The organism is Enterobacter sp. K16B, from assembly GCF_020216105.1.
Lineage (GTDB): Bacteria > Pseudomonadota > Gammaproteobacteria > Enterobacterales > Enterobacteriaceae > Enterobacter > Enterobacter sichuanensis.
In genome coordinates this window covers 1-14,438 of sequence record NZ_JAIWJZ010000058.1, presented here as the reverse complement: position 1 = coordinate 14,438, position 14,438 = coordinate 1, and the positions used below count along the sequence as shown (strand labels likewise).

The following is a 14,438-nucleotide window of genomic DNA, read 5'->3' as shown; positions in this document are numbered from 1 at the left end:
ACGCCCAGACGCCCAGCATCAACAAACGTCCCAGATTAATCAGTACCGGCATCGGATCCTCCTTGTGCCTGACGGTGATACAGACGATAAGCGACCTGACCGGCCACTTTCTCACGGTGCAGTTCCCAGTGGGCGGGAACCGGGGGTAAACCGTTTTCCACTTCGCTTTCCACGTAAATTAATGCGTCATCCGCCAGCCAGCCGTTTTGCTCCAGCAGGGATAACGTCTCTTCCAGCAGCCCCTTACGGAACGGCGGGTCGACAAACACCACGTTATGCGGCGTGCCCTTCTGTGCCAGAAAACTCAGGGTGTTGGTGTTCACCACTTTCGCGTTGCTCGCTTTCAGCGTCGCCAGATTTTGCTGCAAGGTCTGCGCAACGCCGCGCTCCATCTCCAGCAGCGTGGCGCTGGCGGCATAGCGCGACAGCGCTTCCAGCCCGAGTGCGCCGCTGCCAGCGAAGCAGTCGAGACAGTGGGCGTCGACCATTGACGGGGCCAGCCAGTTAAACAACGTTTCGCGCACGCGGTCGGTGGTGGGGCGTAAACCGGGGCTGTCCGGCACCGGGAGTTTCCGGCCTCGCCACTGACCGCCGATAATTCGAATTTGACCGGCCGGGGCGCGGTTGGGTTTCTTCATTTCAGGAAAGCTCTGTTAACAATTGGCCTGCGATTGCGGGCGGTGATGTCAATTAAGTAAAGTGTTAGACTATTTCATCATTTTTTTAGCTTCCATGTATATAGCGCCGCGAGGAGTGTAGTCGCAGATGGCAAAACAAAAAAAACGTGGCTTCTTTTCCTGGCTGGGCTTCGGTGAAAAAGAGCAAGAAACAGAACAGAAAACCGAAGAGCAACATGCCGTTGAAGAGCAATCGCAGCCTGAAACGCCTGTAGAAACCGCCGCGGTTGTCGAGGCGGAAGAAACGGCGCACAGCAAAGAAGAGATCGAATCTTTCGCTGAAGAGGTGGTTGCGGTCACTGAAGAGGTTCAGGAGAGCGAGAAGCCAGAACCGGTCGTGGTTGATGAGATCCCCGACGCGCCACAGGCCGTTATCGAACATGAAGCGTTGCCGCTGCCGGAAGAGGTGAAAGCCGAAGCCGTTTCTGCCGAAGAGTGGCAGGCCGAAGCGGAAACCGTTGAAATTGTTGAAGCGGTGGAAGAAGAGGCCGAAAACGAACCTGAGCTGACCGACGAAGAGCTGGAAGCCCAGGCGCTGGCGGCAGAGGCCGCTGAAGAAGCGGTTATCGTCGTGCCGGTGGAAGAGCCAGAGCAGACCGAAGAGATTGTCCAGGAGCAGGAAAAACCGACCAAAGAAGGTTTCTTCGCTCGCCTGAAACGCAGCCTGCTGAAGACCAAAGAAAACTTAGGTTCCGGATTTATCAGTCTGTTCCGCGGCAAAAAGATCGACGACGATCTGTTTGAAGAGCTGGAAGAACAGTTGCTGATCGCGGACGTGGGGGTAGATACCACCCGTAAGATCATCACCAATCTGACCGAAGGGGCGAGCCGCAAGCAATTGCGTGATGCCGAAGCGCTGTACGGCCTGCTGAAAGACGAGATGGGTGAAATTCTCGCAAAAGTTGACGAACCGCTTAATATTGAAGGCAAAACGCCATTTGTTATTCTGATGGTCGGCGTGAACGGCGTGGGCAAAACCACCACCATCGGCAAGCTGGCGCGTCAGTTCGAGCAGCAGGGCAAATCGGTGATGCTGGCGGCGGGCGATACCTTCCGTGCGGCAGCGGTTGAGCAGCTTCAGGTCTGGGGCCAGCGCAATAACATTCCGGTGATTGCTCAGCATACCGGCGCGGACTCCGCATCCGTGATCTTCGACGCCATTCAGGCGGCGAAGGCGCGCAACGTGGACGTGCTGATTGCCGATACTGCAGGCCGTTTGCAGAACAAATCGCACCTGATGGAAGAGTTGAAGAAAATCGTCCGCGTGATGAAGAAGCTGGACGAAGACGCACCGCATGAAATTATGCTGACCATTGATGCCAGCACCGGACAGAACGCCATCAGCCAGGCGAAGCTGTTCCATGAAGCGGTAGGACTGACGGGGATCACGCTGACCAAACTGGACGGCACCGCGAAAGGCGGGGTGATCTTCTCCGTGGCTGACCAGTTCGGCATTCCTATCCGCTACATCGGTGTGGGCGAGCGTATTGAGGATTTACGTCCGTTTAAAGCGGACGACTTTATTGAGGCATTATTTGCCCGAGAGGACTAACAATGATTCGCTTTGAACACGTCAGCAAGGCCTATCTCGGTGGGAGACAAGCGCTGCAGGGGGTGACATTCCACCTGCAGCCGGGCGAGATGGCATTCCTGACCGGCCATTCCGGCGCGGGGAAAAGTACCCTGCTCAAGCTTATCTGTGGGATCGAGCGGCCAAGCGCCGGGAAAATCTTTTTCGGCGGCCATGAGATCAGCCGCCTGAAAAACCGCGAAGTGCCGTTCCTGCGTCGGCAGATCGGCATGATTTTCCAGGACCACCACCTGCTGATGGATCGCACCGTTTTCGATAACGTGGCCATTCCGCTGATTATTGCCGGTGCCAGCTATGACGATATCCGCCGTCGCGTCTCTGCGGCGCTGGATAAGGTCGGGCTGCTGGACAAAGCGAAGAACTTCCCGATCCAGCTCTCCGGCGGTGAACAGCAGCGTGTGGGCATTGCCCGTGCGGTGGTGAATAAGCCTGCGGTACTGCTGGCGGATGAACCGACCGGTAACCTGGACGATGCCCTGTCCGAAGGGATTTTGCGTCTGTTTGAGGAATTTAACCGCGTGGGGGTCACCGTATTGATGGCGACGCACGATATCGGGCTCATTTCCCGTCGTTCGTACCGCATGCTAACCCTGAGCGACGGTCATTTGCACGGAGGCCACGGTGAATAAGCGTGATGCAATGAACCAGATTCGGCAGTTTGGCAACCGGTTAGACCGTTTCCGCAAGCCGCAGAGCGGGGGTGACGGTAATCGTAATGCGCCGAAGCGCCAGAAGGCCGCGCCTAAGCCGGCTTCCCGCAAAACCAACGTGTTCAACGAGCAGGTGCGCTACGCCTTCCACGGCGCGCTGCAGGACCTGAAAAGCAAACCGCTGGCGACGTTCCTGACGGTGATGGTGATTGCCATCTCCCTCACGCTGCCAAGCGTCTGCTATATGGTTTATAAGAACGTTAACCAGGCGGCTTCACAGTATTATCCTTCCCCGCAGATCACGGTTTATCTGGATAAAGCGCTCGACGATAACGCGGCGGCGCAGGTGGTCGGGCAAATTCAGGCCGAGCAGGGCGTGGAGAAGGTTAATTATCTCTCGCGTGAAGACGCGCTGGGCGAGTTCCGCAACTGGTCAGGCTTTGGCGGTGCGCTGGATATGCTTGAAGAGAACCCGCTGCCTGCCGTGGCGGTGGTGATCCCGAAGCTGGATTTCCAGGGTACCGATTCCCTTAACACCCTGCGCGATCGCATTACCCGCATTAAAGGCATTGATGAAGTGCGCATGGATGACAGCTGGTTTGCGCGTCTTTCTGCCCTGACCGGGCTGGTCGGGCGTGTGGCGGCGATGATTGGCGTGCTGATGGTGGCGGCGGTCTTCCTGGTCATCGGCAACAGCGTGCGCCTGAGCATCTTCGCCCGTCGCGATACCATCAACGTGCAAAAGCTGATTGGGGCAACGGATGGCTTTATCCTTCGTCCGTTCCTTTACGGCGGCGCGCTGCTCGGGTTTTCCGGCGCATTTCTTTCACTGATATTGTCAGAAATTTTGGTGATGCGGCTTTCATCTGCCGTGACTGAAGTGGCGCAGGTTTTCGGAACGAAGTTTGATATCAGTGGCTTAGGGTTCGATGAGTGCCTGCTGCTGCTGCTGGTGTGCTCGATGATCGGGTGGGTGGCCGCCTGGCTGGCAACTGTTCAACATTTACGCCACTTTACTCCCGACTAAGAAAAGCGTGATATAATCTTTCCCTGCACCGAGATGTTCGCTCTGCAGGGAAAGCGTCCCTGTTGTCACTTCCCCTGTTATCATCTCCATGTCACATTTTGTGCGTAATTTATTCACCGTTGCACCTGGAACTTGTGGATAAAATCACTGTCTGATAAAAGAGTGAATGCTAATCTCGTTGCTCAAACGCTTTGGCATGGTTGTTGCCTGACGGGGACAACCAGGACCAGAAGAAACATTGAGAGGAATGAATGACCAAAGAAATGCAAACTTTAGCTTTAGCCCCTGTTGGTAACCTGGAATCGTATATCCGGGCTGCGAACACCTGGCCGATGTTAACGGCCGAGGAAGAAAAGGAGCTTGCTGAAAAGCTGCATTACCAGGGCGATCTGGAAGCAGCGAAAAAGCTGATCCTGTCTCACCTGCGCTTTGTTGTTCACATTGCTCGTAATTACGCGGGCTATGGCCTGCCGCAGGCGGACTTGATTCAGGAAGGTAACATCGGTCTGATGAAGGCTGTGCGTCGCTTTAACCCGGAAGTGGGTGTGCGACTGGTCTCCTTCGCTGTGCACTGGATCAAAGCAGAGATTCACGAATACGTGCTGCGCAACTGGCGTATCGTGAAAGTCGCCACAACAAAAGCGCAACGCAAACTGTTCTTTAACCTGCGTAAAACCAAGCAGCGTCTGGGCTGGTTCAATCAGGATGAAGTCGAAATGGTGGCGCGCGAGCTGGGCGTATCCAGTAAAGACGTGCGTGAGATGGAATCCCGTATGGCCGCGCAGGACATGACTTTTGATATGTCCTCTGACGACGATGCATCCGACAGCCAGCCAATGGCGCCGGTTCTGTATCTGCAGGATAAGACCTCTAACTTTGCTGACGGCATCGAAGAGGATAACTGGGAAGATCAGGCCGCGAACAAGCTGAGCTATGCGATGGAAGGCCTGGACGAGCGTAGCCAGGATATTATCCGCGCCCGCTGGCTGGACGAAGACAACAAGTCCACGCTGCAGGAGCTGGCCGACCGCTACGGCGTCTCCGCTGAACGTGTGCGTCAGCTTGAAAAGAACGCCATGAAAAAACTTCGCGCCGCTATCGAAGCGTAATTTCCGCGAAGTATGACGAGAACCCCTGGATGCCAAGTCCGGGGGTTTTGTTTTTTTAGCGCCCGCTCTGGCGAATTTCCGCCCCCTGGCAAACACTTACTGATGCGCTAAGCAGGCGACTTTCTCAGGGGGACAGGGTGAAAAATAACGAACTCAACGACCGGCGTTTACAGGCGACGCCGCGCGGCATCGGCGTGATGTGTAACTTCTATGCCGATAAAGCGGAGAACGCCACGGTGTGGGACATCGAGGGCAACGAGTACATCGACTTTGCCGCGGGGATCGCGGTGCTGAATACCGGCCATCGCCATCCAAAGGTCATTGCCGCCATCGAAAAACAACTCCACGCCTTTACCCATACGGCTTACCAGATTGTGCCGTATGAAGGCTATGTGTCGCTTGCCGAGCGTATCAACGCACGCGTGCCCATTGACGGCCCGGCGAAAACGGCGTTCTTCTCGACGGGCGCAGAAGCGGTAGAAAACGCCGTAAAAATTGCCCGCGCCTTTACCAAACGTCCTGGCCTTATCACCTTCGGCGGCGCGTTCCACGGCCGTACCTTTATGGCCATGGCGCTGACTGGCAAAGTTGCGCCCTACAAGCTCGGCTTTGGCCCTTTCCCCGGCTCGGTTTATCACGCCCAGTATCCGAATGAACTGCATGGCGTCAGCACCGCGGAGGCGCTAAAGAGCCTGGAGCGCATCTTTAAAGCGGATATCGCCCCGGATCAGGTTGCGGCGATTATTCTCGAACCGGTTCAGGGGGAGGGCGGTTTCAACATCGCCCCGGCTGATTTTATGCAGGCCCTGCGCGCCCTGTGCGATACCCACGGTATTTTGCTGATTGCCGACGAGGTGCAAAGCGGTTTCGCCCGCACCGGCAAGCTGTTCTCGATGGAGCACCACTGCGTGAAGCCGGATCTGATCACCATGGCGAAAAGCCTGGCGGGCGGGATGCCGCTCTCGGCGGTCTCGGGTCGTGCTGAGGTAATGGATGCGCCTGCGCCTGGCGGGCTGGGCGGCACCTACGCGGGGAACCCGCTGGCGATTGCCGCGGCGCATGCCGTGCTGGACGTGATTGATGAAGAAGACCTCTGCACCCGCTCGGCACATCTTGGCCATCACCTGGTGGAGGTGCTGAACAAAGCGAAGGAACATTGCCCGTATATCGCGGATATTCGCGCGCAGGGCTCGATGGTGGCGGTGGAGTTTAACGACCCGCAAACGGGTCAGCCTTCGCCGGAATTTACCCGCCAGGTTCAGGAGCGTGCATTGCAGGAAGGTTTGCTGCTTCTGAGCTGCGGCGTGTACGGCAACGTCATTCGCTTCCTCTATCCGCTGACGATCCCCGAGGTGCAGTTCCGTAAAGCGCTGGATATTATCTCCGCGTCGCTGACACGTTAAAGCCACATGCCCGGCAAAACGTCCTGCCGGGCTTATCATATATTCATTTCAAATTTGCTATTCCAAAATCATAAAAATGGGGTATGTTTTAGCAGAGTATGCTGAAAAAGCGCGAACAGCACACCTATAACTGAAATAAAGCGCTGCACAACAACATCACAACAATCGTAATAACCATAATAATGGGGAATCTCAGGATGAACATGAAGGGTAAAGCGTTACTGGCAGGATGTATCGCGTTGGCATTCAGCACCATGGCACAGGCAGACATCAAAGTGGCTGTGGTTGGCGCGATGTCCGGTCCGGTAGCGCAGTACGGCGACCAGGAGTTTACTGGCGCAGAACAGGCGGTTGCAGACATTAACGCTAAGGGCGGTATCAAGGGCGAAAAACTGCAGATCGTAAAATATGATGATGCCTGTGACCCGAAACAAGCGGTCGCGGTCGCGAACAAAGTGGTAAACGACGGGATCAAATACGTCATCGGTCACCTGTGTTCTTCCTCTACGCAGCCTGCGTCTGACATCTACGAAGACGAAGGTATTCTGATGATCACCCCGGCGGCGACCGCACCGGAGCTGACCGCACGCGGTTACAAGCTGACCCTGCGTACCACCGGTCTGGATTCTGACCAGGGCCCAACGGCGGCAAAATACATTCTTGAAAAAGTGAAGCCGCAGCGCATCGCCATTGTTCACGATAAACAGCAGTACGGTGAAGGTCTGGCGCGTGCGGTGCAGGATGGTCTGAAGAAAGGCAATGCGAACGTCGTCTTCTTTGACGGGATCACTGCGGGCGAGAAAGACTTCTCCACGCTGGTTGCGCGTCTGAAGAAAGAGAATATCGACTTCGTTTACTACGGTGGCTACCACCCGGAAATGGGCCAGATCCTGCGTCAGGCACGCGCGGCCGGTCTGAAAACCCAGTTTATGGGACCAGAAGGGGTGGCGAACGTTTCCCTGTCTAACATCGCGGGTGAGTCTGCGGAAGGCCTGCTGGTGACCAAGCCGAAGAACTACGACCAGGTCCCTGCGAACAAACCTATCGTTGATGCCATCAAGGCGAAGAAACAGGATCCAAGCGGCGCGTTCGTCTGGACCACCTACGCGGCGCTGCAGTCGCTGCAGGCGGGTCTGAACCAGTCAGCCGATCCAGCTGAAATTGCCACCTGGCTGAAAGCGAACACCGTCGAGACCGTTATGGGGCCTCTCTCCTGGGACGCGAAGGGCGATCTGAAGGGCTTCGAGTTCGGCGTGTTTGACTGGCATGCTAACGGCACGGCGACGGACGCCAAATAATTTTCCCGTCGCCTTTCGCGCCGCAGGTGCGTTGGCTGCGTTATTCAACCCCGGTCACTTACTTATGTAAGCTCCCGGGGATTTCATAACTTGCCGCCTTCCTGCAACGCGAAATGCTTGGGAAAATGCGGCAGATAATGAATGTAGGCCGGGTAAGGCGCAGCCGCCACCCGGCTTTCTTTTAGCGCTTCTCCCACCCGCTCTCCTGCGCCGTAAACCCTAACGCCTGCATAAACGCCGCCATCACACCGCGGTCTTCTACCCCCACGTCGGCCATCCACCATGAAGTCACGTTCGGGTTTGTGCGAATCACTTCTTCAATTAAGTACTGTCCTACACCGCGACGACGGGTAACGTCACGTACGCGCAATGAGTCCAGCGCCCCTTCTGTCCCGCTTAGCGTCACGCGAACCGCAGCCAGCAGGCGCTCGTTGAAGCGCGCGGCATAAATGCGGTGGGTCTCATCGACGCGTAGCGACGAAGGGGAATATTCCGGCCAGATCTTGCCCAGGTCGATATGATCCTGGTCGCTAAAGGTCACCAGACGCACGATAGTCAGTTTCATTAGCCACTTGTCCAAATCAAATTGAGTAGGGGCAGTGTACTCAATTTATTCGCTCAGCGGCTTCCTCTTTTTATTCTCATTCGCCAGGTGATTAGTTTTTTGACAACGCAATGGGCAGATTGAAAACACATGGATCGAAAAATAAGCAGAATTTTAACCTGAATGGTAGTGATTTATTCGGCGCTTTGTACCGTTATTTTATGCTGCAAACTGCACTTTTAGTTGTTTATCTCTGCCTGATTTCAGAATATTATCTTTGCTTAATCGCCTGAAAAATAGAGATTTTAGTCTGGTTTTTGACAAAAAACTGCGCTAAACCATTAAAGGCACTGGTAAAAATAGCGTTGTTCATTAAAAGTACAGAATGCTTTTTAACCATAATAAAACAAAATATAAACACGACATCACGAATGGGGATTCAGAGATGAAAAGGAACGCGAAGACGATACTCGCGGGGATGGTCGCACTGTCGATCTCGCATGCCGCTATGGCGGAGGACATTAAAATTGCGGTGGTGGGGGCGATGTCCGGTCCTGTTGCCCAGTGGGGTGACATGGAGTTCAACGGTGCGCGCCAGGCCATCAAAGACATCAACGCCAAAGGCGGCATCAAAGGCGACAAGCTGGTAGGCGTGGAATATGACGACGCCTGCGATCCGAAACAGGCCGTCGCGGTCGCTAACAAAATCGTCAACGATGGCATCCAGTACGTGATCGGCCATCTGTGCTCATCCTCCACCCAGCCGGCGTCGGATATCTACGAAGATGAAGGCATTCTGATGATCACCCCCGGTGCGACCAACCCGGAGCTGACCCAGCGCGGCTATCAGCACATTATGCGTACCGCCGGTCTGGACTCCTCTCAGGGGCCGACTGCCGCCAAATTTATCCTCGAAAACGTCAAGCCACAGCGCATCGCCATTATTCATGACAAACAACAGTATGGCGAAGGCCTGGCACGTTCCGTTCAGGACGGCCTGAAAAAAGGCGGCGCAAACATCGTCTTCTTCGACGGCATTACCGCCGGTGAGAAAGACTTCTCCGCGCTGATTGCCCGTCTGCAAAAAGAGAATATCGACTTCGTTTACTACGGTGGCTACTACCCGGAAATGGGGCAAATGCTGCGCCAGGCACGTTCGGTAGGGTTGAAAACCCAGTTTATGGGGCCGGAAGGCGTGGGTAACGCCTCCCTGTCTAACATTGCCGGTGATGCCGCCGAAGGCATGCTGGTGACGATGCCAAAACGCTATGACCAGGATCCGGCCAACAAGGCTATCGTTGATGCGCTCAAGGCGCAGAAAAAAGATCCGAGCGGTCCGTACGTCTGGATCACTTACGCCGCCGTACAGTCTCTGGCGACGGCGCTGGATCGTACCGGCAGCAAAGAACCGCTGGATCTGGTGAAAGATTTAAAAGCGCACGGGGCGAACACCGTGATTGGGCCGCTGAACTGGGATGAGAAAGGCGATCTGAAGGGATTTGAGTTTGGTGTCTTTAAGTGGCACGCCGACGGTTCGTCCTCGGTCGCCAAATAATTATCCCACCGCCCGGACCGCCGGGCGGGTATAAAAAGGTTTGCATATGTCCGAGCAGTTTCTCTATTTCCTGCAGCAGATGTTTAACGGCGTCACGCTGGGAAGCACCTACGCGCTGATTGCCATCGGCTATACGATGGTTTACGGCATTATCGGCATGATCCAACTTCGCCCACGGCGAGGTGTACATGATCGGTAGCTATGTCTCCTTTATGATCATCGCCGCGCTGATGATGATGGGCATCGACAGCAGCTGGCTGCTGGTCGCCGCCGGGTTTGTCGGCGCGATTGTGATTGCCAGCGCCTACGGCTGGAGCATCGAACGCGTGGCCTACCGGCCGGTGCGCAGCTCCAAGCGCCTGATTGCGCTCATCTCCGCGATTGGGATGTCCATCTTCCTGCAAAACTACGTCAGCCTGACCGAAGGCTCGCGCGACGTGGCGTTGCCAAGTCTGTTTAACGGCCAGTGGGTTGTGGGGGCCAGCGAAAACTTCTCTGCCTCTATCACCACCATGCAGCTGGTTATCTGGGTGGTGACCTTCATTGCGATGCTCGCCCTGACGCTGTTCATCCGTTACTCGCGGATGGGACGCGCCTGCCGCGCCTGCGCGGAAGACCTGAAGATGGCGAGCCTGCTGGGGATCAACACCGACCGCGTCATTGCCCTCACCTTTGTGATCGGTGCCGCGATGGCGGCTGTTGCCGGGGTTCTGCTCGGCCAGTTCTACGGCGTGATTAACCCGTACATCGGCTTTATGGCCGGGATGAAAGCCTTTACCGCGGCGGTGCTGGGCGGTATCGGCAGTATTCCGGGGGCAATGATTGGCGGTCTGATCCTGGGCGTGGCGGAAGCGCTCTCCTCGGCGTATCTGAGCACTGAGTATAAAGATGTGGTGTCGTTTGCCCTGCTGATTCTGGTTCTGCTGGTGATGCCTACCGGTATTCTGGGCCGTCCGGAGGTAGAGAAAGTATGAAACCGATGCATTTTGCAATGGCGCTGCTCTCTGCCGCCATGTTCTTCGTGCTGGCGGGCGTCTTTATGGGCGTTCAGTTAGAGCTGAACGGCACTAAGCTGGTGGTCGACACCGCTGCCGACATTCGCTGGCAGTGGGTATTTATCGGCACGGCGGTCGTCTTCCTGTTCCAGCTGCTGCGTCCGCTGTTTCAGAAGACGCTGAAAGGCGTCTCCGGGCCGAAGTTTGTTCTGCCGGCAATTGACGGTTCGACCGTTAAGCAGAAGCTGTTCCTCGTGGCGCTGCTGGTGGCCGCGGTGGCATGGCCGTTCGTGGTCTCCCGCGGCACGGTGGATATCGCCACCCTGACCATGATCTACGTGATACTCGGTCTGGGTCTGAACGTGGTGGTGGGGCTTTCCGGCCTGCTGGTGCTGGGCTACGGCGGCTTCTACGCCATCGGTGCCTACACGTTTGCGCTGCTGAACCACTATTACGGCCTCGGCTTCTGGACCTGTCTTCCGCTGGCGGGGCTGGTCTCTGCTGCCGCCGGTTTCCTGCTTGGCTTCCCGGTGCTGCGCCTGCGCGGTGACTACCTGGCGATTGTGACCTTAGGCTTCGGTGAAATCGTCCGTATCCTGCTGCTCAACAACACCGAAGTGACCGGTGGTCCGAACGGGATCAGCCAGATCCCGAAACCGACCTTCTTCGGTCTGGAGTTCAGCCGTACCGCCCGTGAAGGCGGCTGGGACACCTTCAGCAACTTCTTTGGCGTGAAATATGATCCGTCCGACCGCGTTATCTGGCTCTATCTGGTGGCGCTGCTGCTGGTGGTGATTACCCTGTTCGTGATTAACCGCCTGCTGCGTATGCCGCTGGGCCGTGCGTGGGAAGCGCTGCGCGAAGATGAGATCGCCTGCCGTTCTCTGGGCCTGAACCCGACCCGCATCAAGCTGACCGCGTTTACCATCAGCGCCGCGTTTGCCGGTTTTGCCGGGACGCTGTTTGCCGCACGTCAGGGCTTCGTCAGCCCGGAATCGTTCACCTTTGCCGAATCCGCCTTTGTGCTGGCGATTGTGGTGCTCGGTGGGATGGGCTCGCAGTTTGCCGTTATTCTGGCGGCCATTCTGCTGGTGGTCTCGCGTGAGCTGATGCGTGACTTTAACGAATACAGCATGCTGATGCTGGGTGGTTTGATGGTGCTGATGATGATCTGGCGTCCGCAGGGCCTGCTGCCGATGACCCGTCCACAGCTGAAGCTGAAGAACGGGCAAGCGAAAGGAGAGCAGGCATGAAGCCTTTATTATCCGTTAACGGTCTGATGATGCGTTTTGGCGGCCTGCTGGCGGTCAATAACGTAAATCTGGATCTGCACAAGAAAGAGATCGTCTCCCTGATTGGCCCGAACGGCGCGGGGAAAACCACGGTCTTTAACTGCCTGACCGGTTTCTATAAGCCGACGGGCGGCACCATCATGCTGCGCGACCAGCATCTCGAAGGTTTACCGGGTCAGCAGATTGCCCGCATGGGCGTGGTGCGTACCTTCCAGCACGTACGTCTGTTCCGCGAAATGACGGTGATTGAGAACCTGCTGGTAGCACAACATCAGCAGCTGAAAACCGGGCTGTTCTCCGGCCTGCTGAAAACCCCGGCGTTCCGCCGCGCACAGGATGAAGCGCTCGACCGCGCCGCCACCTGGCTCGACCGAATTGGCCTGCTGCAGCACGCCAACCGTCAGGCGAGCAACCTCGCCTACGGCGACCAGCGCCGTCTTGAAATTGTGCGCTGCATGGTGACCCAGCCGGAAATCCTGATGCTCGACGAACCGGCAGCAGGGCTTAATCCGAAAGAGACCAAAGAGCTGGACGAGCTGATTGCCGAACTGCGCGATCATCACGACACCACCATTCTGCTGATTGAGCATGACATGAAGCTGGTGATGGGCATTTCTGACCGTATCTACGTGGTCAACCAGGGCACGCCGCTGGCAAACGGCACGCCGGAAGAGATCCGCAACAATCCGGACGTGATCCGCGCATACCTTGGTGAGGCATAAGATGGAAAAAGCGATGTTAACGTTCGATAAGGTCAATGCGCACTACGGTAAGATCCAGGCGCTGCACGACGTCAGCCTGCATATCAACCAGGGGGAAATCGTCACCCTGATTGGGGCCAACGGCGCGGGTAAAACCACGCTGCTCGGCACCCTGTGCGGCGACCCGCGCGCCACCAGCGGGCGGATTGTGTTCGATGGCAAAGACATTACCGACTGGCAGACCGCCAGAATCATGCGTGAGGCGGTGGCGATTGTGCCGGAAGGACGTCGCGTGTTCTCGCGTATGACGGTGGAAGAGAACCTGGCGATGGGCGGTTTCTTCGCCCACCGCGATGAATATCAGACCCGCATCAAGTGGGTGTACGAACTTTTCCCGCGTCTGTGGGAGCGCCGCATCCAGCGTGCGGGCACCATGTCCGGCGGTGAACAGCAGATGCTGGCGATCGGCCGCGCGCTGATGAGCCAGCCGCGTCTGCTGCTGCTGGACGAACCGTCGCTCGGTCTGGCACCGATCATCATCCAGCAGATCTTCGACACCATCGAACAGCTGCGTAAAGAGGGGATGACCATCTTCCTCGTCGAGCAGAACGCCAACCAGGCGCTGAAGCTCGCTGACCGTGGCTACGTGCTGGAGAACGGCCGTGTGGTGCTAGAAGACACCGGTGACGCGCTGCTGGCGAACGAAGCGGTGCGGAGTGCGTATTTAGGGGGATAGGTAAAAGTAAAAAGGCAACGTAAGTTGCCTTTTTTAGTGTTTTCTCCCTCTCCCTGTGGGAGAGGGGCGGGGTGAGAGCACCAGACCGCACCTAAACCACCCACCCAACCCCCTTCACACAACCATCATCCCTCTGACCTTTTGTTGTCACTTATCTGTAAACAAACAGTTATTTTTCTGTCATTCGAGCATGTCATGTTACCTCGCGAGCATAAAACGCGTGATATCGCGCATCCGGCACAATAAGAGAGATGACAATGACATCGTTACGACACACAGCTTTGGGTCTGGCACTGGGTCTGGCTTTTGCGACGAACGCAATGGCTGTGACGACCATTCCGTTCTGGCATTCCATGGAAGGGGAGTTGGGTAAAGAGGTTGACTCCCTGGCGCAGCGTTTCAACGACACCCATCCGGATTACAAAATTGTGCCGGTGTACAAAGGGAACTACGAGCAGAGCCTGAGCGCCGGCATTGCCGCCTTCCGTACCGGTAACGCCCCTGCGTTGTTACAGGTTTATGAAGTGGGTACCGCGACCATGATGGCCTCGAAAGCCATCAAGCCGGTCTATGAAGTGTTCAAAGAAGCGGGTATCAACTTCGACGAATCCCGGTTCGTGCCAACCGTGGCGGGATACTACACGGATTCCAAAAGCGGCCATCTGCTGTCTCAGCCGTTTAACAGCTCAACGCCTGTGCTCTACTACAACAAAGATGCCTTCAAAAAAGCCGGTTTAGACCCGGAGCAGCCGCCAAAAACCTGGCAGGATCTGGCTGAATATACCGCGAAGCTGAAAGCGGCAGGGATGAAGTGCGGCTACGCCAGCGGCTGGCAGGGCTGGATCCAGATTGAAAACTTC

13 protein-coding genes and 1 pseudogene are annotated in these 14,438 nt (G+C 56.4%); 12 read left to right on the top strand and 2 right to left on the bottom strand.

Translation table 11 applies throughout. The annotated features are described in order from the left end of the window. Positions 1–35: 35 nt before the first annotated feature. On the bottom strand, positions 36–638 hold the full coding sequence (gene rsmD, locus LDK53_RS12555; RefSeq protein WP_047957528.1) for a 16S rRNA (guanine(966)-N(2))-methyltransferase: 603 nt from the start codon (positions 636–638) through the stop codon (positions 36–38). A 127-nt stretch (positions 639–765) separates the two neighbouring features. Here rsmD and ftsY point away from each other — a divergent pair, with 127 nt between their 5' ends. The 6 genes from ftsY to livJ all read left to right on the top strand — a co-directional run bounded on the left by ftsY (position 766) and on the right by livJ (position 7,755). Beyond that, positions 766–2,229 (top strand): signal recognition particle-docking protein FtsY, encoded by a 1,464-nt coding sequence (gene ftsY, locus LDK53_RS12550; RefSeq protein ID WP_225287327.1) that lies wholly within the window; start codon positions 766–768, stop codon positions 2,227–2,229. Positions 2,230–2,231: 2 nt separating this feature from the next. Then, positions 2,232–2,897: a cell division ATP-binding protein FtsE gene (ftsE, locus tag LDK53_RS12545; protein WP_025758973.1), complete on the top strand. Its 666-nt coding sequence runs from the start codon at positions 2,232–2,234 to the stop codon at positions 2,895–2,897. Then, on the top strand, positions 2,890–3,945 hold the full coding sequence (gene ftsX, locus LDK53_RS12540; RefSeq protein WP_025758972.1) for a permease-like cell division protein FtsX: 1,056 nt from the start codon (positions 2,890–2,892) through the stop codon (positions 3,943–3,945). The genes ftsE and ftsX overlap by 8 nt, the downstream gene beginning before the upstream one ends. Before the next feature lie 251 nt (positions 3,946–4,196). Then, positions 4,197–5,054, top strand: coding sequence for an RNA polymerase sigma factor RpoH (gene rpoH / locus LDK53_RS12535; RefSeq protein WP_008500093.1), 858 nt, complete (start codon positions 4,197–4,199; stop codon positions 5,052–5,054). 137 nt (positions 5,055–5,191) lie between these two features. After that, positions 5,192–6,457 (top strand): 4-aminobutyrate--2-oxoglutarate transaminase, encoded by a 1,266-nt coding sequence (locus tag LDK53_RS12530; RefSeq protein ID WP_225287326.1) that lies wholly within the window; start codon positions 5,192–5,194, stop codon positions 6,455–6,457. A gap of 197 nt (positions 6,458–6,654) precedes the next feature. Then, positions 6,655–7,755, top strand: a complete 1,101-nt coding sequence (livJ, locus tag LDK53_RS12525; protein WP_072201786.1) for a branched chain amino acid ABC transporter substrate-binding protein LivJ — start codon at positions 6,655–6,657, stop codon at positions 7,753–7,755. A 181-nt stretch (positions 7,756–7,936) separates the two neighbouring features. On the opposite strand, the gene panM is transcribed toward livJ, so the two are convergent. Beyond that, entirely contained in the window at positions 7,937–8,320 is a 384-nt protein-coding gene (gene panM, locus LDK53_RS12520) for an aspartate 1-decarboxylase autocleavage activator PanM (protein ID WP_225287325.1), read from the bottom strand. Between the two features lie 424 nt (positions 8,321–8,744). Here panM and livK point away from each other — a divergent pair, with 424 nt between their 5' ends. The 6 genes and pseudogenes from livK to LDK53_RS12490 form a co-directional block, all read left to right on the top strand. Continuing rightward, on the top strand, positions 8,745–9,854 hold the full coding sequence (gene livK, locus LDK53_RS12515; RefSeq protein ID WP_225287324.1) for a high-affinity branched-chain amino acid ABC transporter substrate-binding protein LivK: 1,110 nt from the start codon (positions 8,745–8,747) through the stop codon (positions 9,852–9,854). A gap of 46 nt (positions 9,855–9,900) precedes the next feature. Continuing rightward, positions 9,901–10,828 (top strand): annotated as a pseudogene (livH, locus tag LDK53_RS12510) (high-affinity branched-chain amino acid ABC transporter permease LivH). Further along, positions 10,825–12,102 (top strand): branched chain amino acid ABC transporter permease LivM, encoded by a 1,278-nt coding sequence (livM, locus tag LDK53_RS12505; protein ID WP_013099130.1) that lies wholly within the window; start codon positions 10,825–10,827, stop codon positions 12,100–12,102. The pseudogene livH and the gene livM overlap by 4 nt, the downstream one beginning before the upstream one ends. Beyond that, a complete protein-coding gene (gene livG, locus LDK53_RS12500; RefSeq protein ID WP_025757808.1) occupies positions 12,099–12,863 on the top strand; it encodes a high-affinity branched-chain amino acid ABC transporter ATP-binding protein LivG in 765 nt (254 codons plus the stop codon). Before livM ends, livG begins: the two co-directional genes overlap by 4 nt. A gap of 1 nt (position 12,864) precedes the next feature. Then, entirely contained in the window at positions 12,865–13,578 is a 714-nt protein-coding gene (gene livF / locus LDK53_RS12495; protein ID WP_008500102.1) for a high-affinity branched-chain amino acid ABC transporter ATP-binding protein LivF, read from the top strand. Between the two features lie 257 nt (positions 13,579–13,835). Then, on the top strand, positions 13,836–14,438 hold a 603-nt coding region (locus LDK53_RS12490; RefSeq protein WP_225287323.1), incomplete at its 3' end, for an extracellular solute-binding protein.